Raw genomic sequence first — 23,732 nt, 5'->3', positions numbered from 1 at the left:
TTACCTGCCTTCACATACATCGATCTCGGGGGTGTAAAAACCCAGCTCGGCAACGGAGCCACCGTGCCGAGCTGGGCTGATCGGGGTGATATGGCAGTGATCGGGTGGGGACGATCAGGCGGGGACGATCAAGCCGGTCGAGGCTGTGGCCGTCGCGTATCGCTGTGCAACGTCTTCCCAGTTGATGACGTTCCAGTAGGCCTTCACGTAGTCGGCCTTGACGTTCTTGTACTGCAGGTAGAAAGCGTGCTCCCACATGTCGAGCATGAGCAACGGAACGATACCGATGCTGATGTTGCCTTGCTGGTCGGTGAGCTGCTCGATGACCAGGCGCTGCCCGACCGTGTCGTAGGCCAGTACCGCCCAGCCGGACCCCTGCAAAGTGGTTGCTACAGCGGAGAAGTGGTTGACGAATGCGTCGAAGGTGCCGAAGTGCTCGTCGATTGCGGCTGCCAACTCGCCCTCTGGCCGCTCACCGCCGTTGGGGGAGAGGTTCTTCCAGAAGATGGAGTGATTGGTGTGGCCGCCGAGGTGGAAGGCGAGGTTCTTGCTGAGCAGCGGCGCCTTCGCGGTGATCGTGCCGTCTTCGCGCGCAGCAGCCAACTGCTCGATTGCGCTGTTGGCGCCCGCCACGTACGTGGCGTGGTGCTTGCTGTGGTGCAGTTCCATGATCTCGCCGGAGATGTGCGGTTCGAGAGCGGCGTAGTCGTAATCCAGTTCGGGGAGAACGTATTCAGTCATGTGACATGCCTTCCTTTGAGGAAATGTTGTGAGTCGAGAGATTTCGATAGGTTCGATTGTGATAGACGAGCGGCGCTGACATGTGCTGCGGATCGATGACGTCGACGACGCGTGCAGTGACGATCACTGCGGCGCCACATGTAGTGGCATTCAAGGGAACCGCACGCAGGGCGTGGCCTGTCCCATGCAGGAACGGTTCACCCGTCGAGAGAAACGACCAGGGCATATCGTCTCCGAAGCGCACAGCGCCGCGGGTTGCGAACGTGGAAGCCAGTCGTTCGTTCGCCGAATTTGCCAGGTGAACAACAAAACTGCGGGCGGAAGCGATGACGCTCGCAGAGCCTCGCAACGACTGCAGTGAAAACGCCAGAACTGCAGGATCGGCGCTGATCGAGATCACCGACGATGACGTGATGCCGGCCGGGCCGTCATCGCCCGTTGCGGTGATGATCGAGACGCCGGCGGGATGGTTCCGGAACGCCTCGACGAAGGAGTTTCGGATGGACGGCTCCGCATCAACAGAGTCGTCCGAAACAGATTGGGTGCCAACCAGTTTTGTGGTCACTCCTCGCCCCTCTTCTGTCTCGGGTTTTGCTGCCGTTGCACTGTCTTGTGCAATACCGACGTTAAAACCTCGAGTGCAGTTGAGGTCAAGATGCTGTGGCGGACCTCACCGTCCGAGCTTGGCTGCCAGACGTTCCATGTATCCGACAACCTCGTCGGGGCTCTTGTCCGGAGTGCCGAACATTGCTTCGGTGACACCGATGTTTTCCCAGTGGGCGAGCTTCTCCGAATCGGGTTTGCCTGCCAGGACGGTTATTTCAGGCTCGCCGACTCTACCTGCCTCGGCCCAGATCTTTCGGAGCAGTTCCACGTTTCCGTCGATCTCCTGCTCGATGGGTGTAGTGATCCACCCGTCGGCAGACTTTGCGATCCACTTGAAAGTCTTCTCGTTGCCGCCGCCGCCCAAGAGGATGGGAGGACGGGGCTTCTGAACTGGTTTGGGCCACGCCCAGCTGGGTCCGTACTTCACGAATTGGCCGTCGTACGAAGCTTCTTCCTTCGACCACAGTTCACCCATGGCTTCGAGATACTCCCGGAGTGCGGTCCGGCGTTTGTTGGGCGGTACGCCGTGGTCGGCGAGTTCCTCTGCATTCCAGCCGAATCCGACGCCGAAGACCACGCGTCCGCCGGAAAGATGGTCCAGCGATGCGATGGTTTTCGCGAGAGTGATCGGATCGTGTTCGAGGGGGAGAGCCACGGAGGTGCCCAATCGGATGGTATTCGTGACCGACGCGGCGGTGCCGAGGGCAACCCAGGGGTCGAGTGTGCGCATGTAACGGTCGTCGGGCAATTCGGCCGACTGGGTTCCGGGGTGATCGGAATCCCTCGAGACGGGGATGTGAGTGTGCTCCGGAACGTAAAAGGCGTCGAATCCATTCGCCTCCGCAGCCTTTGCTGCATCGGCAGGGCGGATGCCGCGATCACTGGTGAACAGGCTGAGTCCGTAGCGCACTGGTTCTCCTTCGATGGTCCGTCGAAAAACTGTAACCTGTTGCATCTTCGTTCGGATAGGTTTCCAGCCCAGTAAATCGATTGCCGACGTGACCTGGGACGTGGTGAACTCGGGCGGACTTGTTGTGGGTCGAGAAGTGGATGCAGTAGAGGTGGATGCAGTAGTGATGGATGCAGCGGAGATGAATCGGTTGTCGTGGAATGCGGCGACCGTCGCTCACAACAGTCACAAAGGAGACCAGGCACAGTTCTTTCGCAACGGCGGGTCGACCTTGTATCCGGAAGAACTGGCGCTGCTCGGCGAGATCGACGGCTCCTCGATTCTTCATCTGCAGTGCAATTCCGGTCAGGATTCGTTGAGTTTGGCCGCTCTCGGTGCCGCGGTGACCGGCGTCGACATCGCGGATTCCGCGATCGACTTCGCCCGAACCTTGTCCGCGGAATCCGGAATTGCCGCCGATTTCGAGCGTGCCGATGTATCTGCGTGGCTCCGCGCTGCTGCCGCTGGCCAGAGAAAGTTCGACCGAGTCTTTTCTTCGTACGGAACGGTGATCTGGTTACCCGATCTCGACGAGTGGGCCGAGGGGATTGCCGGTGTTCTCGCGCCGAACGGTCGATTCGTTCTGGTGGAGTTTCATCCGTTTGCCATGTGTTTCGACGAGAGGTGGTCGCTGACATACCCGTACGGAGGCGGGACTCCCGTGACCGAACCCCGTGGCGTGGGCGACTACGTGGCAGATTCGGCCGATCTCGTCTTGCCAGGCGCTGAGGGAAAAGGAGTCGAGAACTTTGAAAATCCTTTCCCCTCATGTGAATTCAACTGGTCCATTTCCGAGGTGCTAGGAACTTTGCGGCGCGCCGGATTGACGCTCGAGTCTTTCGACGAGTACCCGTACGCCAACGGTTGGCAAGGATTCGAGGAGATGGCTGAACTCGGCGGCAAGCGTTGGGGAGTCCCGGCCGGACGACCCGAGATCCCGCTCATGTATTCGCTGTCGGTTCGCTTGGCCGACTGACGCCTATTTCCCCCGCATTTGCGGGTAATTGCAGACACAGGTAGTAATTACCCCCATGCCCTCGACGCCACTGACACGACGCATCGCCGTCGACCTGTGCCGTCTTGGTGCCAACTGCTGTTGCTGTTGATTCCTTCCGACTCTCCTGAGTGAGAATGGCGCCGCTCTGTGCGCCTTCGCCCCTGCATATGCGCCCGTTGCTGCATGTGTGCCGGAATTTTCCGTACGTCGAGGAAGAACAGCGATGTCGACTCCTGTCGAAGCAATAGAACCAACATCAGTCACGGAACCGAACCGTGAGCCGCGTCGGCCGTGGACTTCGAGTGCGACCACTGTCGGACTGCCGGTGCTTTCCGTGATCGCATTCTTGGCCCTGTGGCAGGTCGCTGCCGCGAGCGGCACCTGGAGTGAGACCTTCGTGCCGTTCCCGAGCACGGTCTGGCATGCCTTCGTCAACACGATGACCACGCACGACGGAGTGCGCGGCTACCAGGGCTACCTGCTCTGGGAGCACCTCTACATGACGCTGCGACGGGTGCTGGTCGGTGTGATCATCGGCGTCGGATTGGGCGTGATCCTCGGTTTGGCCATGGGATCGGTGACATGGCTGCGGAGCCTGCTCGAACCGTGGTTGACGTTCCTGCGCGCACTGCCGCCCCTGGCGTATTTCTTCCTGCTGGTGATCTGGCTGGGAATCGACGAGGCGCCGAAGATTACATTGCTGGCGCTCGCTGCTCTTCCGCCGGCAGCGGTGGCCACCACAGCTGCTGTGGTCGCGGCGCCGGTCGGACTTGTCGAAGCGGCCAGGGCCCTGGGAGCCTCACGGGCGCAAGTGATCCGGGACGTCGTCGTCCCGTCGGCCTTACCGGAAACTTTCACGGGCATTCGGCTGTCGGTAGGTATGGCGTACTCGTCGGTGGTCGCGGCCGAACTGTTCAACGGCATCCCCGGAATTGGCGGAATGGTCAAGGATGCAAGCAATTACAACAACACACCGGTCGTGCTGGTGGGGATCTTTGCCATCGGATTCTCCGGCCTGATCATCGACGGACTGCTGCGGGCTGCAGAGCGCCGCGCCGTTCCCTGGAGGGGAAAAGTATGACTGACAATCAGAAACACGCCAGCAGCAATCTGAAGCGCAGCAGTAATTCGACGCCCAATGAAGGAAGGGCTGCCCGGACGGCGTTCACGGTGCTGATCGGCGTCCTTGCCCTTGTTCTCGGTGCGTGCTCGGTGGATCATTCGGGCCAGGATTCGTCCAAGGAAACGATCCGTATCGCTTACCAGTCGTTCCCGAGCGGCGACTTGATAGTCAAGAACAATCGCTGGCTCGAAGACGCACTGCCCGAGTACAACGTGAAGTGGACGAAGTTCGATTCGGGAGCCGACATCAACACCGCCTTCATCGCCGGTGAAATCGATTTCGGCGCAATCGGTTCGAGTCCGGTTGCTCGTGGCCTCTCGGCACCGCTGAACATTCCGTATCAGGTCGCGTTTGTTCTGGACGTGGCCGGCGACAACGAAGCCCTGGTGGCGCGCAACGCAACCGGAATCAAGACCGTCGCAGATCTGCGCGGCAAGAAAGTGGCCACGGCATTCGCCTCGACCGCGCACTACAGTCTGCTGGCAGCGCTGAACCAGGCCGGACTCAGTGCCGACGACGTCCAATTGGTGGATCTCCAGCCGCAAGCATCCCTCGCAGCCTGGCAGCGCGGTGACATCGATGCCGTCTACACCTGGCTGCCCACGCTCGACGAACTCCGTAAGGACGGAACACAGTTGATCGCCAGCCGTGAGCTCGCGACAGCAGGAAAGCCGACACTCGATCTTGGTGTGGTGTCGACTGCGTTTGCCAAGGATCACCCCGAGATCGTCGACACCTGGCGCCAGGTTCAGGCCCGCGCGCTCACGACGATCGCCACTGATCCGAACGCGGCAGCGGAAGCTGTTGCCGCACAATTAGGCGCCTCGAAGGACGACGCGGCAGCGCAGTTGAAACAGGGTGTGTTCCTCACTCCGGAGCAGATCTCCTCGCCGGAATGGTTGGGCACCGAGGGCGCTCCCGGGAATCTGGCAGTGAACCTGCAGAGTGCAGCGCAATTCCTGGCCGAGCAGAAGCAGATCGACAGTGTGCCTGATCTGGCGGTCTTTCAGAATGCTCTCTATGTGAAGGGGCTTCCCGATGTCCTTGACCAGTAGCGTGACCGCACAGCAGGCCTCGGGAGGATTCGCTGCCGACCGCCCGGGCGCGATCCGAATCGACACCGTCTCGCACAGGTACGGCCACGGTCGAGAGTCCGTCACGGCACTCGGGCCCGTATCGATCGACGTCACACCTGGTGAGTTTCTGGTTCTCGTCGGAGCGTCGGGTTGCGGCAAGAGCACATTGCTGCGGCTGATCGCGGGTTTCGAAAATCCTTCCAGTGGAACGGTTCAGGTCTCCGGATCCGACCCGATTCCCGGGTCGAGTGCGGGAGTGGTGTTTCAGCAGCCACGGCTCTTTCCGTGGAAATCGGTGGGCGGCAACATCGATCTGGCACTCAAATACGCCGGCGTTGCGAAGAGCGAACGCGGGCAAAGGCGTGACGAGCTTCTCGACCGCGTCGGTCTGGTCGGCACTGCGGACCGGCGTATCTGGGAAATCTCCGGCGGGCAGCAGCAGCGGGTGGCAATTGCTCGTGCCTTGGCGGCCGAAACGTCGTTGCTCCTGTTGGACGAACCCTTTGCCGCGCTGGACGCCCTCACTCGCGAGCGTCTGCAGGAGGACCTGCGCAGTGTCAGTGCCGAATCGGGGCGAACAAGTGTCTTCGTCACTCACAGTGCCGACGAGGCGGCCTTTCTCGGCTCCCGCGTCGTAGTTCTGACAAGCCGACCGGGCAAGGTCGCGCTCGACCTGAAAATCGATCTGCCACGAACCGGCGTCGATCCCGACGATCTCCGAGGCTCACCCGAATACGCGGCATTCCGAGCCGAAGTCGGCCATGCGGTCAAGGTTGCAGCTGCAGCGTAGGTACCCTGCGCGTCGACTACCAGGTGGCTGCGTCGATAATGGGAAGGAGAACGTGCAGGACACGACGAACAAGGAGTGGTCATGGCAACTGAGGTGGAGTCCGGTGACCTCGTGCAGGCAGCCGGCCATGCGGGTCCGTGGACGGTAGTCGAAGTTCGCCAGGGGATGGCGCTGCTCGAACACAGTGACGGGCACAGGTTGTCGCGTCGAACGACGACGTTGACCGTCGTCCGCAAGGGCTCGGGCAAGAAGGCAACGGCCGTCGAAGACGGGAACGACGAAAACGGATCGCCAACTCTGTTCGACTGAAACCGCAGCTCGACTGAAACCGCAGCTCGACTGATCTTCCGTCAGTTCGAGACGGCGTCAGCTGGAGAAAATGTCGTCTACGCGTTTGTCGAAGTATTCGGCGATTCGGAACGCCAGTGACAGACGCGGGTCGAAGTGTCCCTTCTCGATCGAGATGACGGTCTGGCGTGTGATGCCGAGCGCGTCGGCGCACGCTTGCTGTGACAATCCGGCTGCCGTACGAAGTTCTTGAAGGTTGTTGCGCATCAGATCTCGTCAGATCTCGAATGTGGGGTGCGGTCCCTCGACACTGCCCAGTACCGGATTCCGAAGTCGGCCAGACCGAGGGCTGTAAACATTACGAGCGGCAGTTCGGGAGCGCCGAAGACATTGTGCGCGATCAGCGCGATCCCCATGGCAGTGATCAAGTCGGTGAACGCGCCGAAGCCGGCCTTGCGACTCCATTCTGTTTCGACGGTGTCCTCGGGGTAGGCGGGGGCCTTGTCGTTCTCCGATGGAAAAAGGGCCCACGCCGACCCGATACAAGCCGGTGCCATGACGATTGCGAAGACGATGAAGGCCAACGTCTTCCGATCATCGGCGGTCAATGCTGCAAAAAAGCTGAAGGCTAGCGTTGCTGCGACGCCGATACCGATGATCAGGCTCCACCGTGCCGTGGTGCTCATGAAGCCTCCCAGGTGTAAGAGTTCTTTGACATGCCTGAGCGTAGGTCTACGTGCGCTGGATGTCAAAGAACTCTTACATCGCGCTGAGGGTCAAGCGACCCCGAAAGGCGCTGCGTATGAAAACTTCCCCGTCTGATCGGGGCGGTGCGTGGTGAGGGTCCTGATCTGAAAGTGCTCGCCCCACTCGGCTTCCGGAGACTCGATCCCGGCGTCCGTGCTGGTGACGAACCCGAACTGCGGGTAGTACTCGGTGCTGCCCAGGAGGGCGAGCAGTGGCACGTCCAGAGCGTCGGACGCACCGATCACCGCGTGCATCAGCGCCGAACCGACGCCGCTGCGTTGGTTGTCCGGTGTGACTGCCAACGGGCCGAGGCCAACCGCCTCAACGGGACCGACCCATCCGCGTGTTCCGATCACGAAACCAACGATCTCATCACCGGCGACGGCGACAAGGGACAACTTCGGTAAGTAGTCGTTCGAGGCGAAGAGCTGACGTGTCAGTTCGATCTCGTAGGGAGACTCGCCGGGCGGCGCTTGGTCGGCAAACGCCGCCCCGAGCAGTGAATAGATTGCGTCACGGTCGGAAGAAGTTTCGCGGCGGATGTACATGGCCACGAAACTACCCGCTTCATCTCCGATCGTGCTCCTCGTTTTCGGCCTGACGTGCCACTCGCTTTTCGTAGTCCGCACGCCCGTTCGGATCTACCGATGTCAGCGCGCGGCGATCGTCGATCACCCGGCGTCCGATGTTTATCATCCATTCGGGTACTACAGCGTCGATGAGGTCCCAGCCCGCAAGGTAACGCGGAACAGTAGTTTCGGCTCGCCGGTGCGCGACCGTGTCGACGACAGCTTTGGCCACGACCTCGGGTTCAACCGTCGGCATGCCCTTTCCGAGTGGCACACCGGAGGAGAGCCCGGTGCGCACCGCGCTGGGCAGGATGGCGCTGACGCTGACGCCGGAATCTGCGAATTCGACACGAGCAGAGGCGGAAAGGCCCACCGCACCGAACTTGCTTGCGTTGTACACGGCCATTCCTGGCACCGGTAGCTTGCCTGCCATGGATGCGATGTTGACGACGTGGCCGCGTCGCCGATCCACCATGCCGGGCAGCACGGTGCGCATCCCGTGAATCGGGCCCCAGACATTGACGTCGAGGGTTACTCGACTGGTGGCGTCGGACTCGTCGAGGAAGCTGCCGAGCGGCATCACGCCCGCATTGTTGACCAGAATGTCGATGTGACCGAATTCGCCGATCACTGTGGAGACGAACACATCCCAGGATTCGCGTGAGGTGACGTCCAGAGCGTACCCGCGGGCCCGTGCGCCGATGGATGCGGCGGTGTCGACGGCCGTCTCCTCGTCGAGGTCGCCGACGCAGACGAGTGCGCCGCGAGCTGCGAACAACTCCGCTGTGGCCCGGCCGATTCCGCGGCCACCTCCGGAGATGACGACGACTGCTCCGTCGAGATCGATCGGCGGGTAGGTGGTGCCGAAAAGGCTCATGTGGTGTACTCCGGTTCGGGGGTGGTGGTGGGCTCAGCGGCGGTGTCGTCTGACGCAGGGTTGTCGGACAGCGTGTGGTTGTAGGCGTATGGATCGAAGGCCCGTAGCCGTCGACGCATGGCTCCTGACGACCACGGCCAGTTGAAGCTGTTGCGGCCGTTGACGTCGAAGAAATAGCTTTCGCAACCACCGGCGTTGTAGACCGTTGTACCCAATGCCTCCTGAACTTGAGAGTTGAAGGCTGCCTGTACTTCCGGGCGCACGTCGATGGTTTTCCAGCCGTGCCGACGAGCGTGGCCGATCGCCTGTGCCACATAGTTCAGTTGGGCTTCCAGAATCATGAAGGCCGACGTGTGTCCGGTGCCGAGGCTCGGGCCCAGCAGAATGAACGCGTTGGGGAATCCGCTGACGGCGGAACCGAAGTACGCCCGCGGGCTTCCCTGCCAATGATCGTCGAGTGATCGACCTTCTCCGTCGAATACCTTTGATGCAATGGGCATGTCGAGGATGTGGAAGCCCGTTCCGAAGATGATGGCGTCCACTTCCGATTCCACTCCGTCGGCTCCGATCACGGTGTTGCCGTGGATCTCTTCGACTGCGTTGGCATGGACGGTCACGTTGGGTCTGCCGAGGGCCGGGTAGTACGAGTTCGACATGAGTAGTCGCTTGCAACCGAGGGTGTAGTCGGGAGTCAGCGCCTTGCGTAGCTTCGGATCGCGCACCTGCAAGCGCAATTGGGCCGACCCGAGTTTCTGCACGATACGCAGGATCCACGGATTGCGGAACCCCAATCCAAGCGCTTCCATGATTCCGTATTCGATTCTGCGTAGAGCCTTGTGCGCTCCCGGTACGAATCGCATGACGGACCTTTCGATCCGCGGTACGTAGTGATCGGGCTTGGGAAGGACCCATTGAGCGGTGCGTTGGTAAAGGTGAAGGGCGGACACGTCGGAGACGATGCGCGGCACGAATTGGACTGCGGAAGCGCCGGTACCTACGACGGCGACGCGCTTTCCGGTCAAGTCGTAGTCGTGATTCCACTGCGAGGAATGAAACACCTCGCCCTCGAACGTTTCCAGGCCGGGAATCGTGGGCGTCAAGGGTTCGTTCCACGGGCCGGCGGCGGCTATCACGAAACGAGCAGTGAGTTCACCGCTGGAAGTTGTGATCTTCCAGAGTGATTGCGATGCGTCCCACTGTGCGGAGAGCATTTCGACCCCGAAGCGAACGTGCTTGTCGACGCCGTGGCGGACGGCCGTGTCCTCGATGTACTCGCGGATCTCCGGCTGCTCCGCGAACAGTCGGGTCCAATCCGGATTGGCGGCAAAGGAATACGAGTACAGGCCGGACGGAACGTCGCAGGCACAACCGGGATAGGTGTTGGCGCGCCAGGTGCCGCCGAGGGAGTCAGCTTTCTCGAGCAGGACAAAATTGTCGATCCCGAGGCGCTGCAGGTGAATTGCGGCACCGATCCCGGAGATCCCGCCACCGATGATCACGACCTCGAAGTGGTCAGTTCTGTTGTTCACTGAGTCTGCGCTTTCACTGGTGGGACGGGGTGGAGTGGAACGGGCGCGCATCGAGTTCGCGTTTCACGCTCGCACGTGTTGTACGTAGTGATGATTCGAACGTGGCGAGCCGCCGTCGGCCGTCCATGAAGTTGGCGCCCATGACGGCGAGATCGTCGTCGGTGGCGTCTATGCGCAAGACCCTGGTTCCCGCAGCGCGGACCAGTTCGATTTCCCGGTCGAGGCCCTTGGACATGGAGTTCCGCAGGGCGCCGCGTTCGATGCGGGCAGCACCGCGCGCCGGCTTCAGTGTTCGAGATGCCATGGGCGCCAGTACAACCAGCTCGTCGAGTTCGAGGGGGAGCAGGAGGTCTACCGATGCCGTGGATGCCGCGCCGCCGTCGATGTACCTGACGCCGTCGATGGTGACAGGTGGGAACCAGCCGGGAATCGCCCAAGACGCTCGAAGCGCTTCACCGACTGTCGCTTTCGGAGCCCCCTGTGCCCCGAACGCGACCCGTCGCCCGGTTCTGTAGTCCATGGATACCATGTACGCGCACGGATGTGGGAGCCACGAATCGCCAGGGGCAAGAGATTCGGCGAGCGTGGTGAGCCAGGACGGGTCGCCGCCACCACGCGGTGCGATACCGCTCATCCGGCTCAGAACGGGAAGATCTCGACGCGTCACCAGTCGTGGATTGCCGATCCCCAAACTCGGTAGTGGCGGGATTTTTCCGGGTGCCGATGCTGTGTGGGCGAGGAGTTCGGGACGTGCGGCGGGTTCTCCGAGTTGCATGGCTACCAGCTCGTCGACGCCGACTCCGCTGCCGAGCATTGTCACGAACTCGGCTCCGGCGGACGTGCCGATGATGGCGGTGGCTTCGCGGGGATCCCAGTCGAGGGCGTCCCGAACCGAGGCGAGGGCAGCAACGGTCCAGGCGAAGCCGAGGGTGCCGCCGCATCCGATTGCCAAGCCGCGTCTAGGCGCGCTGTGTCGTCCGGGCCCGGGCGCGGTGGTGCCGGTCACTTCTGAAGTCATATTTCGGAGACTATCAGTATCTGAATAACGTGGGTACCCCAAATTTGGGTTTCGGGAGTGCGCCTGCGGTGCGCTTCCGGTATTCGGCTACCGTTGGAATCTCGATACTCAGAACCGCGAGGAGGTTCCGATGGCGCGATTGACCAGGCAGGAAGCGCAGGCGATGACCCGCGAGACCTTGTTGGCGACGGCCGTCGAACATTTTCTCGATCGCGGGTACGCCGCCGCGTCGCTCGATCAGATCGCCGAGGATGCCGGCTATTCCAAAGGTGCGGTGTACTCGAACTTCAAGAACAAGGACGAGTTGTGCGCCGAAGTGCTCGGCCGAATCAGGTTGACCAAGGTCGGCGAGATCACCTCGCAGCTCGGAGCCAATTCAACGCTCGACGACGCGGTGGCCGAGTTCGCGCGATGGGCCGAGCGAACCATCGGGGACAAGAGATGGACGTTGCTCGAAGTCGAGTTCTCGGTGCGATCGCGGCACAGCGAAGAGATCCGCGAAAAGATCGCGACGGGTGCCGATCAGGTGCGCGGACTGATTGCCGGAGTGGTGCAACATCTTGCCGAGTCCAACGGCGTGACGCCGGCACTGGACCCGAACGCCGCGGCACTGCGCATACTCAGCGTCGGAATCGGTTTGGGGCTACAGCGTGCGATCAGCCCTGAGCTGCCGGTTGATCCGCTGGTGGATACGTTGCGGGAGATTTTGCTGGGTGGGTGAGTAGAACGCGGAGCATTCCGCCGATCTCGGCGACGGCGGTGCGCGAACCGACGCTCGGTCCCAGAACGTTGACGAAGCCGTGGATGAACCCGCGATAGCGTCGATCGGTCACGTGAACACCGTTGTCGCGCAATCGAGCTGCGTAGGCTTCGCCTTCGTCCCGGAGTGGATCGAATCCCGCCGTGATCACGATGGCCGGCGGCAGTCCGGTCGCGTCGGGGGCGCGTAGCGGCGACACCATCGGATCGAGTCGATCGGCATTGCTGCCGAGGAAGCTGGACTCGTAGAAGTTCATGTTGGCCTCGGTCAGGAAGAAACCTTCACCGAACGTCGTTCGCGAGGGGGCCTTCTCGTGAAAGTCGGTCGCGGGGTAGATCAACAGCTGCGCCGCCGGTGGGGTCTTGCCGTCGTCGCGGGCACGCAGCGCGACCGTTGCGGAAAGATGCCCGCCCGCGCTGTCGCCCCCGACAGCGATGCGCGTCGGGTCTGCGCAGAACTCGTCGGCGCGGTCGACGATATCGAGGTAGGCGGCGTAGGCATCGTGTACCGGTGTGGGGAAAGCGAATTCGGGTGAGAGCCGGTAGTCGACCGAGATGACCCGTGCGCCGGAGGTTTCGGCCAACAGGCGGCACGGGGCATCGTGGGATTCGATGCTGCCCTGTACCCACCCGCCGCCGTGGAAGTAGACGAGCAGAGCGCCGGTGTCGGCTGTCGGGACGTAGAGCCGGGCGCGAAGCGGGCCGTCGGCACCCGAAACGGAGATCTCCTCGGTGTGGACGGGCGTGGGCCTGCCGCCCATCATGATCGCGGTTCGGGTGAGATTGGCGCGAGCAGCGGCGAGTGACTGGGGATCGGTTGAATGCGAGGGGAGTGGCCGCGTCTTCGCGAGCGTGAGCAGAAGGTGTGCGTCGGCGTCGAGCGTGTTGCCCTCGATGACGACGGGTGGTCCGGTGATTCGACGTTTCACCGCGCTGGGCAGTGCGAATGCGGCTGCCACCAAGGATGCTTCGGCGCGATCTCGAATGCTGCGGCTGCTGGCCTGCTTCACGGATTCCGACACGTGGCGCAGACTACCAAGCATGACTACTGCGGCACTGTCGATCACGCAGATCGAGAACACACATCTGGTTCGGTGCGGTCACGCCAATTGGGTCCTGGTCGAAGAGGGGTCCGATCTGACCTTGATCGACGGCGGATATCCGGCCAACGGCACCGACGTCGAACGCTCGATCGAACAGATCGGTCACCAGCTCGGGGATGTTCGGGCAATTCTCGTCACTCACGCGCACATCGATCACATCGGTGGGATCGCGGACATCGTGACTCGGCTCGAGGTTCCGGTCCTGATGGATCCGTTGGAAGTGCCGCATGCGAAGAGGGAGTATCTGCAACAGTTGTCGCCGGCCGGAGTTCCGTTGCTGTTGTGGCGGCGAGGTGCTCCGAAATGGCTTCGCGACGTGATCGGAGTCGGCGCGTTGAAAGGTGCGGAACTGCCTCGGGCACAGTCCTTTGCGTCCGGTGGTGCGCTGGACGTTCCCGGTCGGATCGTGCCGATTCCCACTCATGGGCATACCGACGGCCACAGCGCTTACCTTGTTCCCGACGCAGGAGTGATCGCGTCGGGTGACGCTCTGGTGACCGGACATGGGACGTCGACCGTCGCCGGACCGCAATTTCTGGTGTGCCCCTTCAATCATGACCGTGAAGCGACGGACCAGGCGTTGGACAATATCGCCGCTGTACCTGCCGGCGTGCTGTTTCCCGGACACGGTCCGGTTTACGAGGGCAGCATGACTGCCGCGGTCGAACAGGCCCGAGCGGGCCGGACGAGGATGCGTCCATGACTACTGTCGAAACGGTCGACGAAGGTGCGGTGCACGGTTTCCTTCATCGACCTGCATCTGTGTCCTTCGCGTCGCCCGTCGCCACGCTTGCACTGACTCACGGCGCGGGAAGTAACTGCGACACCGTGCTGTTGCGTGCTGTTGCCGACGGCTTTGCTGCGGCAGGAGTGCAAGTTCTGCGCTTCGATCTCGCGTTTCGGGTGCGTCGAGCTTCGGGCCCTCCGCATCCGTCGCGTGCTGCAGAGGATCGCGCGGGCATTGCCGAGGTGATTGCTGCTGTTCGCAAGGACTACTCGGTGCCCGGACCCGTTCTGCTCGGCGGACATTCGTACGGCGGTCGGCAGGCGTCGATGCTTGCGGCGGAGAACCCGGGACTTGTCGACGGCCTGGTCCTTCTCTCCTATCCACTGCATCCACCGAAGAAGCCCGAGAAGCTCAGAACCGAACACCTGCCCGACCTGAACACACCGACCGTTGTCGTCCACGGATCGAAGGACGAGTTCGCGACAACGGAGGAGATGCGGGCAGCACTCGCCTTGATTCCCGCCGCGACGCGTCTGGTGGAGTTCGAAGGAGCTCGACACGACTTGTCCGTGGTGAAATTTCCGGTGGTGGAGGAGACAGTCGCGGCCGCATCGGCGGTGTTTGCGTTCTGAACGCCGAGCGGGCGGTTGCCCGTGTCGGTGGTTCCTGGTGAGATCGAACCATGAGTGCCCAGCCGTATCAGCCCAGTGCCCTGTCCGACGTCACGGTGAGCGTCGACGGTGACGACACAGTCGTCAGCTTTCCTCGGGTGCTGCCGTATTCCGTCGAGAAGGTGTGGGAGGCGATCACCGACCCGGAGATGTTGGCGCAATGGACGCCGTACACCGCCGATCGGAACCTGAGCCGTACCGGTGATGCGGTGATCACCATGCTCACCGAGGACGGCGCCCCCGAAATGTCGCTGCCGGTCACCGTTCACGTCGTGGAGACCACTCGGCGGCTCGAACACGAGTGGGGCCCGGACGAATTGGTGTGGGACCTGACCCCGATCGAAGGCGGTACCCGCGTCGTGCTGACGCAGAGGTCGCGCGCCGAGGGGATGGCGTCGGCGCTCGCTGCGGGGTGGCATCTGTGCTTCGACGTACTCGATGCCCTTCTGGCAGGCGAGCCCTTCGGGCCGATCGTGGGTGAACGGGCGCGCGAGTACGGCTGGGACGCACTCAACTCCGGTTACGCGCGACAGTTGGGCATCGACGAATCTCAGGTCTGGTAGCTGCTCAGAGTTTGTGACTGGCAGGCTTTCTGGTGGAGGCTCGCGCGATCAGTTCGACGGGAAGCTTCACGGATTCGACGTTCTTGCCGGAGATCAGTGCGAGTAGGTGCTCGAGCCCGGTCGCACCGATCTTTCGGGCGGGGGACCTGACCGTCGTCAGGGGCACCGGGAGTTGGGAGACAACCGGAATGTCGTTGTAGCCGACCAACGCAAGATCGTCGGGAATGCTCAACCCGAGATCACGGGCCACACCGAGTACGCCGATCGCGATGGTGTCGCTCACCGTGAAAACGGCGTCAGGGCGCGTGTTCCCGCTGAGCAGTGTGGCCGCCGCATCGACACCCCCTTGAACTTCGAACTCGGACGCCACTATTCGGTTCGGCGGCAGTTCCAGACCGGCTTCGGCCAGGGCATCGCGGAAACCCGCGACGCGTTCCCTCGACGTGCTGGCGTGATCCGGCCCCGCGATCACTCCGAGATCGCGATAGCCGCAGTCCAGTAGATGCTTCCCCGCGAGGTAGCCGCCGAGGCGGTCGTCGCCGCTGACAAAGGGAAGGCTTCGGTTGACGGATGACGTCGCCGAGTCGATGTGCCGGTTCAGCAGCAGGATCGGCAGTGAGCGCAGGGGGAGCGAGTCGACGAAATCGGTACCCGGCAGGTGGATGCTGCTCAGCATGAGACCGTCGACCTGTCGGCTCACCAGGAACTCGACCGCTTTGCGTTGCGCTTCCAGATCGTCGGGCGGGCTGGAGAGCAAGACGGAGTACCCGGCTGCGGTGGCGGCTTCCTCGATGCCTTGGAACATGGTGGCCACTACAACGTCTGTCAGTCTCGGCATCACGACGCCGATGGTGGTGGTCTTGCGGGTACGCAGGCTGGCTGCCCACAGGTTCGGTTGGTAACCGAGTTCCTCGGCAACCTGACGAACCCGGAGTGCAGAGTCGGACCAGCCGTCGGCGGGCTCGGGCTGACGGAGGACCCGCGACGCCGTCGAGATGTGGACCCCGGCCTGGTCGGCGATTTCGCGCAGCGTCGGCGGACGGCCGTTGCTGCGGTTCGACGGATCGGGCGTCATCTGCGTCGTGGCTCCTGGTGTGCGTCGGTTCTGAGTTGGTTCGGTGTCGGTCGGCTGTTCGGGGATTGACGGGTGCGCAACCGGGCTCTACTCTAGGCGATGCAAACGATTGCGCAATCGTTCTCGCAAAGGATTGCGCCCGAGAACACTGGAGGCCCCGTGACCACGCCGCAGTCCCTGTCCGAGCTTTTTGCCATCGACACCCTGCTGGACGCCGAGGAGATCGCGATCCGCGACACGGTCCGCAAGATGGTCGACGATCGCATTCGCCCGCACGTAGGTGAATGGTTCGAAGCGGCAGCACTGCCGGCTCGTGAGCTGGCCAAGGAACTGGGCGCGCTCGGCGTACTGGGCATGCACCTCGAGGGCTACGGCTGTGCCGGGATGAGCGCCACGGCGTACGGGTTGGCCTGCCAGGAACTCGAAGCTGTCGATTCGGGCATTCGCAGCCTCGTCTCGGTCCAGGGCTCGCTCGCCATGTTCGCGATCCACCACAACGGAAGTGAAGAGCAGAAGGAAGAATGGCTCCCGCGAATGGCGGCGGGTGAAGCCATCGGCTGCTTCGGTCTCACGGAACCCGATTTCGGATCCAACCCCGGCGGTATGCGAACCAACGCCAAGCGCGACGGCGACGACTGGATCCTCAACGGCACCAAGATGTGGATCACCAACGGCTCCATCGCGGACGTCGCCGTGGTCTGGGCTCGAACCGACGACGGCGTGCGCGGATTTGTCGTTCCCACCGACACTCCGGGATTCTCCGCCCCCGAGATCAAGAACAAGATGTCGCTCCGGGCGTCGGTCACCTCGGAACTGGTGCTCGAGGACGTGCGTCTGCCTGCCTCGGCGATGCTGCCCAAGGCTCGCGGACTGTCCGGCCCGCTCGGCTGCCTCAACGAGGCACGCTTCGGCATCATCTTCGGGGCAATGGGTGCAGCACGTGACTGCCTCGAGACTGCGATCTCATATGCACGTGATCGCAAGGTCTTCGACAAGTCGCTCGCCGCGTATCAGATCACCCAGGCCAAGATCGCCGACATGGCAGTCGAATTGGGCAAGGGGCAGTTGCTCGCCATCCACCTCGGGCGCCTCAAGGACGCCGGGACGGTTCGCCCCGAGCAGGTCAGCACCGGCAAGCTCAACAATGTCCGCGAGGCCATCAAGATCGCCCGTGAATGCCGAACCATTCTGGGCGCCAACGGCATCACGCTCGAGTACCCCGTGATCCGGCACGCCAACAACCTCGAATCCGTTCTCACCTACGAGGGCACGTCCGAGGTTCACCAGCTCGTGATCGGCCGCGCTCTCACCGGTGAAGAAGCTTTCCGGTGACGGCAGACGCTGTCGGAGCGCTCGACGGGTTGGTGATCGCTGATTTCGGCCGCGTCCTCGCCGGTCCGTACGCCACGATGATTCTCGCCGACCTGGGTGCCGAGGTCGTCAAGATCGAGCGGCCGGGTGTCGGGGACGACACTCGCAGCTGGGGCCCACCGTGGGTGGGGGACGAGTCGAGCTACTTTCTGTCGGTGAACCGTAACAAGAAGTCGGTCACTCTGGACCTGCGCGAGCGCGAGGATCTGGAGAGTGCACGCGAGCTGGTTCGCAATGCGGACGTCGTGGTGCAGAACTTCCTGCCGGGAACGATGGACCGTCTGGGGCTGGGCTACGACGCTGTCCGAGAAATGAATCCGCGTGCGGTCTACTGCTCGATCAGCGGCTTCGGTGGCAACAACTCTCTGCCGGGATACGACCTGTTGATTCAGGCGGTCGGCGGATTGATGAGTATCACCGGACCCGATCCCAAGACTCCCACCAAGGTCGGTGTCGCGGTGGTCGACGTCATCACCGGCCTGCATGCCAGCGTGGGAATCCTTGCAGCGCTGCGCCATCGCGATCGCACAGGCGAAGGGCAGCACGTCGAGGTCAATCTGTTGTCCTCGTTGCTGTCCGCACTGGCCAACCAGTCGTCCGGCTACGTGGCCGCGGGCGTGGTGCCGCAGGCAATGGGCAACCGGCATCCGAGCATCGCACCATACGAGGTATTCGACACCGCGGACCGTCCGCTGGTCCTCGCGGTCGGCAATGATCGGCAATTCAGTTCGTTGACAGAGGTTCTCGGAGTTTCCGAACTTGCCGCTGATGCGCGTTTCGCGTCCAACAGCGACAGGGTTGCGCATCGAGAAGAACTGTTCGACGCCGTCACTGCTGCATTGGCCAAGGGCTCTGCGGACTCGTGGTTCGAGGCACTGACCGAGCGAGGTGTTCCGTGTGGGCCTCTCAACGACATCGCCGACGCGATAGCGCTGGCGGAACGGCTGAATCTCGATCCGGTGGTGTCCATCGACGACCCGCGTCGCGATGCACCGACTCGGCAGGTAGCCAATCCGATTCGGATGAGCGGCACGCCGGCAACCTATCGGTCGGCCCCGCCGCGGTTGGGGGAGGACAGCGTTCCCACTCCGTCCGGAGTCAGTTGACCCAAGCGAATCGGCCACCGGAATACCGGTGGCCGATCTGCGTGTGTGGCCGACTCAGCTGACCTTCAAGACCAGCTTTCCGGTGTTCGCTCCGGCGAAGAGAAGATTGAGGCTGTCGCCGAACGCGTCGATACCGCCGTCGACGACGTGCTCGCGAGCAGTCAATTCGCCACTCTTGATCCACTTTCCGATCTGCTCTTGTGCTTCTGCGTAGCGATCGAGGTAGTCGAAGACCACGAAGCCGGCCATCGTGGCGCGGTTGACGAGAAGTGACAGGTAGTGAGCAGGGCCTGGCTGAGGTTCGGTGGCGTTGTAGCCCGCGATGGCGCCGCAGATGACCACCCGAGCTCCGAGGCGCAGACGGGAGAGAGCGGCGTCGAGAATTTCTCCGCCGACGTTGTCGAAGTACACGTCGATACCGTCGGGAGCGTTGGACTTGAGCGCCTTGTATACGGATTCGTTCTTGTAGTCGATGGCGACATCGAAGCCGAGGTCCTCGGTGAGCCACGCGCACTTCTCCGGACCGCCGGCGATGCCGATGACCTTGCATCCGTGAAGCTTTGCGATCTGGCCGACCAGACTGCCGACCGCACCCGCGGCACCGGACACGACGACGGTGTCACCGTCTTTCAGCTTTCCGACGTCGAGTAATCCGAAATACGCAGTGACGCCGGGGAAACCGAGAGCGCCGAGCCAGGTCGGCAGGGGAGCGATCGATTCGTCGACCCGAGTGACGTCTGTACCGTCGGAAACGCCGTACTCGGAAGCGCCGAAGGATCCGGCCACGATGTCCCCGACCTGGTAATCGGGGTGCTGTGATTCGGTGATGCGTCCGACGCCGTGGGCGCGCATGACGGAACCGAGCTTGACCGGCGGAACGTACGACTTGACGTCGTTGAGCCAACCGCGCATCGCGGGGTCGAGGGAGAGGTATTCGACCTTGACGACAAACTCGCCCGGTCCGGCGGACGGGATCTCGGCATCGACGTATTCCCAGGTGGAAGCGTCGGGAAGTCCTGTCGGGCGGGCGGCGAGGCGTACTTGGCGGTTGGTCATCTCTCCCCTTCGGCGAAACGAATTGAACTTGAGGCCGGATTCAATATAGGTGATGGATCACGAACTGGGAAGAGTTGGATGAACCGATTGACGACTATGTATGTTCGATCGATGAGCAATGTGGTCGAAGACGCGCCTGGTTGGTTCACTCGGGCGTTGGCAGCGCCGGTCGAGACGGGGTCGGTGGAGGTCGAGGGTGCCTCGGTGCACTTTCGGGCTTGGGGGCCGGCGGGGCCGGGAATCGTGCTGATTCACGGCGGCGCAGCCCACAGTCGCTGGTGGGATCACATTGCGCCGCAGTTCGCCGAGGGGCGCCGCGTCGTCGCTCTCGACTTGACGGGCCACGGCGACAGTGACACTCGCGACGCCTACGCGATGTCCCAGTGGGCTCGCGAGGTGCTGGCGGCGGCCGAGGCAGGGGGAATCGACGGCAAGCCGATTCTGGTGGGGCACAGTATGGGTGGGATTGTTTCTTTCGTGGCCTCGCATCTGCATGGCGAACTGTTGGACGGGGTTGTCATCATCGATTCTCCGCTCAAGGCGCGTACGCCCGAAGAGGAGGCGGCTCGACGCCAGAATGCGTTCGGCCCCAAGAAGGTTTATCCCACCAGGGAAGACGCGATGGGCCGTTTCCGCTTCGTTCCGCCGCAGGATTCGGGTCTGCCTGCGGTGCGTGACCATGTGGCGGCCACGTCGATGGAGGAAGTCGAGGGCGGTTGGTCGTGGAAGTTCGATCCGAATTTCTTTCTCCGAGTAGGCGCCGAAGATGTTCTCGACAGCGAACCACGTTGCCGCGTAGCCTATTTCCGAGCTGAGAACGGCATCGTGTCCGATCGACTCATGGAGCACATGCGCGGATTGTTCGGACCGGAGGCCATCGTGGCGGAGATTCCCGAAGCCGGACATCACGTCATGATCGATCAGCCGTTGCAACTCGTGACCGGGGTGCGAACTGTGTTGAGTGCGTGGTCCGTCGCAAGTCAAGTGCCGGTAAATCAAGCGGCAGGTAACGTCGAGGGAAGGGTAGAAGCATGAGCACGGAATTGACGCTCGAACCGAAAGTCGAAGCTGCACTGAAGTTGTGGCACACCATGATCGAAACCGGCGATCTGTCGGCGCTACCGACGATCGTCGCGCCCGACGCGCAGTTCCGATCGCCCACGGGATTCAAGCCGTACCAGTCCGCGGATGCCGTTGTGCTCATTCTCAATACGGTGATCCAGGTGTTCGAGAACTTCGAGTACCACCGTCAGTTCGCCGGAGCCAACGGTCGGCAGGTCGTGCTCGAATTCAGTGCGAACATCGGCGATAAAAGTCTCAAGGGAATCGACATGGTCGAATTCGACGAGGACGGCAAGATCGTCGATTTCGAGGTCATGGTGCGTCCGGCCAGCGGGCTCGCGGCTTTGGCTGCCGAAATGGGTAAGAGGCTCGGGCAGACGCTACCGACCTACAAAGCCTGAACTGAGTCCGGCCAAGGCTCAGTTCGTACTGAATCCGCCGTTGGAGTGAAGGAGTTGTCCCGTAATCCAGCCTCCGGCGTCGGACATCAGAAACCGAACGAGGTTTGCAGTGTCGCCGGGAGTACCCAGCCGGCCGGCAGGAGTCTGGAGGGTTTGTGGCCTGTCTGATCGCGGGTGTCATCCATCCTGTGTCGATAGGTCCTGGGTTGACGACGTTGGCTCGTATGCCGCGTGATCCAAGTTCGACTGCGGCGGCGATGACGATGCGGTCGAGAGCGCCCTTGCTGGCCCCGTACGGAAGATTGTGGGCCGCATGGTCGCTGGTGAGTGCGATGATCCGCCCGGCCACCTGACTGACGTCGCGCTGTTCCGGAAGCCGTTCAGCGAACGCTTTGATCAGCAGCCAGGAGGCGCGAGCGTTGACGGCGAAATGTCGTTCCCAGCTCTCGACGGTGGTGTCGAGGATCGAGCTGTCGACGCTTTCGCAATGTGAGAGCACCAGCCCACGGAGGTCGTTCCGCGCTGCGGCAGCGTCAACGAGCTGATCGGCCACGTCGGGCGAGGCCAGATCTCCTGGAACCAGGTCGACACGGCTTCCGAGTGCGCGACACTTCTCGGCAATGTCTTGCGGATCGTGCGCTCCGCGCCCGAACCCGACGCGTTCGTCGTAAGGCTCCCAGTAGCCGATAGCCAGATCCCAACCATCCTCGGCAAGGCCCAATGCGAGGCTCGCTCCGATCGACTTGCTCCGACCGACACCGGTGATCAATACGGTCCCGCGCTTGTCAGACACTGCTCGCCTCCAGCGATGTCCTGCAATTCAAATGGGGTGAGGTCACTTCAGATGGAAGCATCACTGTAGCGGGCGAGCTGTCGCCTGTATCGAGCGAGCTGTCGCCGTGCCTCGACCTGACCAGTGTCTTGACACGGCGCTGGTCACAGCGTTTGACTGAGATGCAAGCTCGAGTTGATTCGCCGGACTGTGTCCCGGGAGGTTGACCTATGCGCGGCAAGGGAATTGCAGGCAAGGCTTTCTCAAACGAGGGCTGTAGACGTGGAGCACGGTCTCATCGCGGGACGGTGTCGGTTCTGGCTTTGGTTGGGGTGTGCGTACTTTCGTTTGCCACCACTCAGATGGCCGGCGCGCAACCCGTTGCAGACACAGTCGATACCGGGTTCGTGATCCCTTTTGCCGGGGCACCGGTCTACGAGAGCGTCGCGCCCACGCAGATGACTACTCCGGATCAACTCAACCAGCCACTCGGTCAGCAGACTGCGGAAAAGATTGCCGCGCAGATCGGACTCGAACCAGCCGACGCTTTGACCGAGGAGCAGTATCGCGATCTCATCTCCGGCGGAGGGGTCGGCGGAAATCGCGAGGACGCCGCGGTGATCGACGAATGCGCCCGGATTCTCACCAATACGAACGGGCGGCCCCTCTATTCCGGCACGACGCCGTCGGTTCTGGCCAGTTACGGGTTGTACGTGAATCCAGACGGATTGCTGGAGAGTCCGGCCAACGCGGATGCGCCGACGCGACAGGTGAATACGCTGATCGCCCCTGGCGGTTTCGTGGGCACCTGGTTGCGCAACAACGGTGCGACGCACACTCTGATTGCGCTCTATCAGTCGGCATACACGGTGCAGGCAGTCTACGGATTTGCAGCGCAACAGATTTCGGGAGCAGCGCAGCTGGTGACCAACACCAAAGGCAATGTGAGTTCGGAAGTCGGCATGTCGATGGCGCCGCCGCTCTGGATAGTGAACTTCGCACTGCTCTACATCTTGAAGCCGTCACTGGCGGCGGCCATGCCTGCGAACTGGGCTCCCATTCCGCCGGCCGTTGCCGACGCCGTGAAGGCGAGTCCCACCGGTCAAGTCGCTTTCAGTGACTACGCGTCCTATTTCGAGTGATCGGTCTGCCGGACAGCGCTGACGAACTTCTCGATCAACGCGTGGTCCTTGACGCCGCGGGAGGATTCGACGCCGCTGGAGACGTCGACGCCCCAGGCTCCGGTGGCATCGAGTGCGTCGCGAACGTTGTCCGGGGACAGTCCGCCCGCCAGGATCCACTTGCCTTGCGGGCGCGATTGCTGTTGGGCCCAGTTCCACGGCACCCCTGATCCGGCGTCTGCGCCGTCGATCAGGAGTTCGTCCTCGCCGAGGTCGAGATTGTAACCGTCGCGGACGTTGCTGGAGACGACCGCGCGGATGACGGTGAGGCCGGCATCGTGCAGCCGCTGCACTTGCTCGGCGTCGACAAGATCGTGAACCTGTACGGTGCGAAGCCCGGTGATCTTCGCGATCTCGAGGATCTGATCGATCGGGTTGCCGAGAAAGACTCCGATTGCACGGATGTGATCGGGAACTCGCGCGAGCAGAGCGACTGCGAGTGTGGGGTCGACTTTGCGGACGCTCTCGGCGAAGACGAAACCGATGGCGTCGACGCCCAGGCCCACCGTGAGGTCGACCGTGTCAACGTCGCGTAGGCCACAGACCTTGATGAATGTCACCTGATACAGAGTACT

General features: G+C 62.4%; 28 protein-coding genes and 1 pseudogene. 14 read left to right on the top strand and 15 right to left on the bottom strand.

All coding sequences use genetic code 11. The features are described 5' to 3' along the window. Positions 1–114 precede the first annotated feature (114 nt). The 3 genes from ATN38_RS06745 to ATN38_RS06735 form a co-directional block, all read right to left on the bottom strand. Positions 115–741, bottom strand: a complete 627-nt coding sequence (locus ATN38_RS06745) for a superoxide dismutase (RefSeq protein ID WP_003940303.1) — start codon at positions 739–741, stop codon at positions 115–117. Next, on the bottom strand, positions 734–1,306 hold the full coding sequence (locus ATN38_RS06740; RefSeq protein ID WP_042451450.1) for a flavin reductase family protein: 573 nt from the start codon (positions 1,304–1,306) through the stop codon (positions 734–736). The genes ATN38_RS06745 and ATN38_RS06740 overlap by 8 nt, the downstream gene beginning before the upstream one ends. Before the next feature lie 105 nt (positions 1,307–1,411). Then, positions 1,412–2,257: an LLM class F420-dependent oxidoreductase gene (locus tag ATN38_RS06735; RefSeq protein WP_042451448.1), complete on the bottom strand. Its 846-nt coding sequence runs from the start codon at positions 2,255–2,257 to the stop codon at positions 1,412–1,414. Positions 2,258–2,345: 88 nt separating this feature from the next. Here ATN38_RS06735 and ATN38_RS06730 point away from each other — a divergent pair, with 88 nt between their 5' ends. From ATN38_RS06730 to ATN38_RS06710, 5 genes are all read left to right on the top strand, one after another. Further along, entirely contained in the window at positions 2,346–3,272 is a 927-nt protein-coding gene (locus tag ATN38_RS06730) for a bifunctional 2-polyprenyl-6-hydroxyphenol methylase/3-demethylubiquinol 3-O-methyltransferase UbiG (protein ID WP_042451446.1), read from the top strand. A gap of 244 nt (positions 3,273–3,516) precedes the next feature. Beyond that, positions 3,517–4,374, top strand: coding sequence for an ABC transporter permease (locus ATN38_RS06725; RefSeq protein ID WP_003939782.1), 858 nt, complete (start codon positions 3,517–3,519; stop codon positions 4,372–4,374). Then, positions 4,371–5,471, top strand: coding sequence for an aliphatic sulfonate ABC transporter substrate-binding protein (locus tag ATN38_RS06720; protein WP_042451442.1), 1,101 nt, complete (start codon positions 4,371–4,373; stop codon positions 5,469–5,471). Before ATN38_RS06725 ends, ATN38_RS06720 begins: the two co-directional genes overlap by 4 nt. Next, positions 5,455–6,282 carry an ABC transporter ATP-binding protein gene (locus ATN38_RS06715; RefSeq protein WP_003940591.1) on the top strand — a complete coding sequence of 276 codons (828 nt, stop codon included), beginning with the start codon at positions 5,455–5,457 and terminating at the stop codon, positions 6,280–6,282. The genes ATN38_RS06720 and ATN38_RS06715 overlap by 17 nt, the downstream gene beginning before the upstream one ends. Before the next feature lie 81 nt (positions 6,283–6,363). Next, positions 6,364–6,591 (top strand): hypothetical protein, encoded by a 228-nt coding sequence (locus ATN38_RS06710; protein WP_007733785.1) that lies wholly within the window; start codon positions 6,364–6,366, stop codon positions 6,589–6,591. A gap of 57 nt (positions 6,592–6,648) precedes the next feature. Here ATN38_RS06710 and ATN38_RS06705 read toward each other — a convergent pair whose 3' ends face one another. From ATN38_RS06705 to ATN38_RS06680, 6 genes are all read right to left on the bottom strand, one after another. Then, the gene (locus tag ATN38_RS06705) at positions 6,649–6,837 is read right to left on the bottom strand and encodes a helix-turn-helix transcriptional regulator (protein ID WP_003940277.1); all 189 of its coding nucleotides are present in this window, start codon (positions 6,835–6,837) and stop codon (positions 6,649–6,651) included. Then, positions 6,837–7,256: a hypothetical protein gene (locus ATN38_RS06700; protein ID WP_030535224.1), complete on the bottom strand. Its 420-nt coding sequence runs from the start codon at positions 7,254–7,256 to the stop codon at positions 6,837–6,839. Before ATN38_RS06700 ends, ATN38_RS06705 begins: the two co-directional genes overlap by 1 nt. Positions 7,257–7,346: 90 nt before the next feature. After that, positions 7,347–7,865: a GNAT family N-acetyltransferase gene (locus ATN38_RS06695; RefSeq protein WP_003940356.1), complete on the bottom strand. Its 519-nt coding sequence runs from the start codon at positions 7,863–7,865 to the stop codon at positions 7,347–7,349. A 19-nt stretch (positions 7,866–7,884) separates the two neighbouring features. Beyond that, entirely contained in the window at positions 7,885–8,763 is an 879-nt protein-coding gene (locus ATN38_RS06690) for an SDR family oxidoreductase (protein WP_007733788.1), read from the bottom strand. After that, complete coding sequence (locus ATN38_RS06685; protein WP_218747741.1) at positions 8,760–10,292, bottom strand: NAD(P)/FAD-dependent oxidoreductase; 1,533 nt, start codon at positions 10,290–10,292, stop codon at positions 8,760–8,762. Before ATN38_RS06685 ends, ATN38_RS06690 begins: the two co-directional genes overlap by 4 nt. Positions 10,293–10,305: 13 nt before the next feature. Beyond that, positions 10,306–11,310 (bottom strand): patatin-like phospholipase family protein, encoded by a 1,005-nt coding sequence (locus ATN38_RS06680; protein ID WP_054831204.1) that lies wholly within the window; start codon positions 11,308–11,310, stop codon positions 10,306–10,308. A 130-nt stretch (positions 11,311–11,440) separates the two neighbouring features. On the opposite strand from ATN38_RS06680, the gene ATN38_RS06675 reads away from it, so the two are divergent. After that, positions 11,441–12,031, top strand: a complete 591-nt coding sequence (locus ATN38_RS06675; protein WP_030535226.1) for a TetR/AcrR family transcriptional regulator — start codon at positions 11,441–11,443, stop codon at positions 12,029–12,031. On the opposite strand, the gene ATN38_RS06670 is transcribed toward ATN38_RS06675, so the two are convergent. Further along, the gene (locus ATN38_RS06670; RefSeq protein WP_228232235.1) at positions 11,967–13,091 is read right to left on the bottom strand and encodes an alpha/beta hydrolase; all 1,125 of its coding nucleotides are present in this window, start codon (positions 13,089–13,091) and stop codon (positions 11,967–11,969) included. The genes ATN38_RS06675 and ATN38_RS06670 overlap by 65 nt on opposite strands. Before the next feature lie 19 nt (positions 13,092–13,110). Between ATN38_RS06670 and ATN38_RS06665 the strand changes: the two genes are divergently transcribed. The 3 genes from ATN38_RS06665 to ATN38_RS06655 are packed head-to-tail and all read left to right on the top strand — an operon-like array spanning position 13,111 to position 15,133. After that, a complete protein-coding gene (locus ATN38_RS06665; protein ID WP_030535228.1) occupies positions 13,111–13,875 on the top strand; it encodes an MBL fold metallo-hydrolase in 765 nt (254 codons plus the stop codon). Continuing rightward, entirely contained in the window at positions 13,872–14,531 is a 660-nt protein-coding gene (locus ATN38_RS06660) for an alpha/beta fold hydrolase (RefSeq protein ID WP_003939749.1), read from the top strand. The genes ATN38_RS06665 and ATN38_RS06660 overlap by 4 nt, the downstream gene beginning before the upstream one ends. Before the next feature lie 50 nt (positions 14,532–14,581). Beyond that, positions 14,582–15,133 (top strand): SRPBCC family protein, encoded by a 552-nt coding sequence (locus ATN38_RS06655; protein ID WP_003940599.1) that lies wholly within the window; start codon positions 14,582–14,584, stop codon positions 15,131–15,133. A 4-nt stretch (positions 15,134–15,137) separates the two neighbouring features. Here the strand turns inward: ATN38_RS06655 and ATN38_RS06650 are convergent, their stop codons facing one another. Next, the gene (locus tag ATN38_RS06650; RefSeq protein ID WP_064073436.1) at positions 15,138–16,208 is read right to left on the bottom strand and encodes a LacI family DNA-binding transcriptional regulator; all 1,071 of its coding nucleotides are present in this window, start codon (positions 16,206–16,208) and stop codon (positions 15,138–15,140) included. A 159-nt stretch (positions 16,209–16,367) separates the two neighbouring features. On the opposite strand from ATN38_RS06650, the gene ATN38_RS06645 reads away from it, so the two are divergent. Both ATN38_RS06645 and ATN38_RS06640 read left to right on the top strand, forming a co-directional pair. Beyond that, on the top strand, positions 16,368–17,540 hold the full coding sequence (locus tag ATN38_RS06645; protein ID WP_003939770.1) for an acyl-CoA dehydrogenase family protein: 1,173 nt from the start codon (positions 16,368–16,370) through the stop codon (positions 17,538–17,540). Further along, positions 17,537–18,685 (top strand): CaiB/BaiF CoA-transferase family protein, encoded by a 1,149-nt coding sequence (locus tag ATN38_RS06640; RefSeq protein ID WP_003939934.1) that lies wholly within the window; start codon positions 17,537–17,539, stop codon positions 18,683–18,685. Before ATN38_RS06645 ends, ATN38_RS06640 begins: the two co-directional genes overlap by 4 nt. Before the next feature lie 54 nt (positions 18,686–18,739). Here ATN38_RS06640 and ATN38_RS06635 read toward each other — a convergent pair whose 3' ends face one another. Then, on the bottom strand, positions 18,740–19,741 hold the full coding sequence (locus tag ATN38_RS06635) for an NADP-dependent oxidoreductase (protein WP_003939765.1): 1,002 nt from the start codon (positions 19,739–19,741) through the stop codon (positions 18,740–18,742). 111 nt (positions 19,742–19,852) lie between these two features. Between ATN38_RS06635 and ATN38_RS06630 the strand changes: the two genes are divergently transcribed. Together ATN38_RS06630 and ATN38_RS06625 are read left to right on the top strand one after the other, a co-directional pair. Beyond that, entirely contained in the window at positions 19,853–20,776 is a 924-nt protein-coding gene (locus ATN38_RS06630) for an alpha/beta fold hydrolase (RefSeq protein WP_039973369.1), read from the top strand. After that, on the top strand, positions 20,773–21,204 hold the full coding sequence (locus ATN38_RS06625; RefSeq protein WP_003940510.1) for a nuclear transport factor 2 family protein: 432 nt from the start codon (positions 20,773–20,775) through the stop codon (positions 21,202–21,204). Before ATN38_RS06630 ends, ATN38_RS06625 begins: the two co-directional genes overlap by 4 nt. An 18-nt stretch (positions 21,205–21,222) precedes the next feature. Here the strand turns inward: ATN38_RS06625 and ATN38_RS32640 are convergent, their stop codons facing one another. Both ATN38_RS32640 and ATN38_RS32635 read right to left on the bottom strand, forming a co-directional pair. After that, positions 21,223–21,294: a hypothetical protein gene (locus tag ATN38_RS32640; RefSeq protein WP_256931682.1), complete on the bottom strand. Its 72-nt coding sequence runs from the start codon at positions 21,292–21,294 to the stop codon at positions 21,223–21,225. A gap of 130 nt (positions 21,295–21,424) precedes the next feature. Beyond that, positions 21,425–21,997: pseudogene (locus tag ATN38_RS32635) on the bottom strand (SDR family NAD(P)-dependent oxidoreductase); the annotation flags it as partial. A gap of 209 nt (positions 21,998–22,206) precedes the next feature. Between ATN38_RS32635 and ATN38_RS06615 the strand changes: the two are divergent. Further along, complete coding sequence (locus ATN38_RS06615) at positions 22,207–23,118, top strand: hypothetical protein (RefSeq protein ID WP_218747739.1); 912 nt, start codon at positions 22,207–22,209, stop codon at positions 23,116–23,118. Here the strand turns inward: ATN38_RS06615 and ATN38_RS06610 are convergent. Further along, positions 23,106–23,717: a phosphoribosylanthranilate isomerase gene (locus tag ATN38_RS06610; protein ID WP_030535233.1), complete on the bottom strand. Its 612-nt coding sequence runs from the start codon at positions 23,715–23,717 to the stop codon at positions 23,106–23,108. The two genes, ATN38_RS06615 and ATN38_RS06610, sit on opposite strands and share 13 nt — an antisense overlap. Positions 23,718–23,732: the final 15 nt, after the last annotated feature.

It is taken from the genome of Rhodococcus sp. FH8, assembly GCF_019266085.1.
GTDB lineage: Bacteria > Actinomycetota > Actinomycetes > Mycobacteriales > Mycobacteriaceae > Rhodococcus_F > Rhodococcus_F qingshengii.
Note: the sequence above shows the minus strand (reverse complement) of the source record. Positions and strands in the feature narration are given on the sequence as shown.

Coding starts and splice junctions, on each gene's coding strand:
- ATN38_RS06745 (WP_003940303.1), bottom strand. CDS start 741: ATGACTGAATACGTTCTCCCCGAACTGGATTACGACTACGCCGCTCTC.
- ATN38_RS06725 (WP_003939782.1), top strand. CDS start 3,517: ATGTCGACTCCTGTCGAAGCAATAGAACCAACATCAGTCACGGAACCG.
- ATN38_RS06720 (WP_042451442.1), top strand. CDS start 4,371: ATGACTGACAATCAGAAACACGCCAGCAGCAATCTGAAGCGCAGCAGT.
- ATN38_RS06715 (WP_003940591.1), top strand. CDS start 5,455: ATGTCCTTGACCAGTAGCGTGACCGCACAGCAGGCCTCGGGAGGATTC.
- ATN38_RS06710 (WP_007733785.1), top strand. CDS start 6,364: ATGGCAACTGAGGTGGAGTCCGGTGACCTCGTGCAGGCAGCCGGCCAT.
- ATN38_RS06705 (WP_003940277.1), bottom strand. CDS start 6,837: ATGCGCAACAACCTTCAAGAACTTCGTACGGCAGCCGGATTGTCACAG.
- ATN38_RS06700 (WP_030535224.1), bottom strand. CDS start 7,256: ATGAGCACCACGGCACGGTGGAGCCTGATCATCGGTATCGGCGTCGCA.
- ATN38_RS06695 (WP_003940356.1), bottom strand. CDS start 7,865: ATGTACATCCGCCGCGAAACTTCTTCCGACCGTGACGCAATCTATTCA.
- ATN38_RS06690 (WP_007733788.1), bottom strand. CDS start 8,763: ATGAGCCTTTTCGGCACCACCTACCCGCCGATCGATCTCGACGGAGCA.
- ATN38_RS06680 (WP_054831204.1), bottom strand. CDS start 11,310: ATGACTTCAGAAGTGACCGGCACCACCGCGCCCGGGCCCGGACGACAC.
- ATN38_RS06675 (WP_030535226.1), top strand. CDS start 11,441: ATGGCGCGATTGACCAGGCAGGAAGCGCAGGCGATGACCCGCGAGACC.
- ATN38_RS06665 (WP_030535228.1), top strand. CDS start 13,111: ATGACTACTGCGGCACTGTCGATCACGCAGATCGAGAACACACATCTG.
- ATN38_RS06660 (WP_003939749.1), top strand. CDS start 13,872: ATGACTACTGTCGAAACGGTCGACGAAGGTGCGGTGCACGGTTTCCTT.
- ATN38_RS06655 (WP_003940599.1), top strand. CDS start 14,582: ATGAGTGCCCAGCCGTATCAGCCCAGTGCCCTGTCCGACGTCACGGTG.
- ATN38_RS06650 (WP_064073436.1), bottom strand. CDS start 16,208: ATGACGCCCGATCCGTCGAACCGCAGCAACGGCCGTCCGCCGACGCTG.
- ATN38_RS06635 (WP_003939765.1), bottom strand. CDS start 19,741: ATGACCAACCGCCAAGTACGCCTCGCCGCCCGCCCGACAGGACTTCCC.
- ATN38_RS06630 (WP_039973369.1), top strand. CDS start 19,853: ATGAGCAATGTGGTCGAAGACGCGCCTGGTTGGTTCACTCGGGCGTTG.
- ATN38_RS06625 (WP_003940510.1), top strand. CDS start 20,773: ATGAGCACGGAATTGACGCTCGAACCGAAAGTCGAAGCTGCACTGAAG.
- ATN38_RS06615 (WP_218747739.1), top strand. CDS start 22,207: ATGCGCGGCAAGGGAATTGCAGGCAAGGCTTTCTCAAACGAGGGCTGT.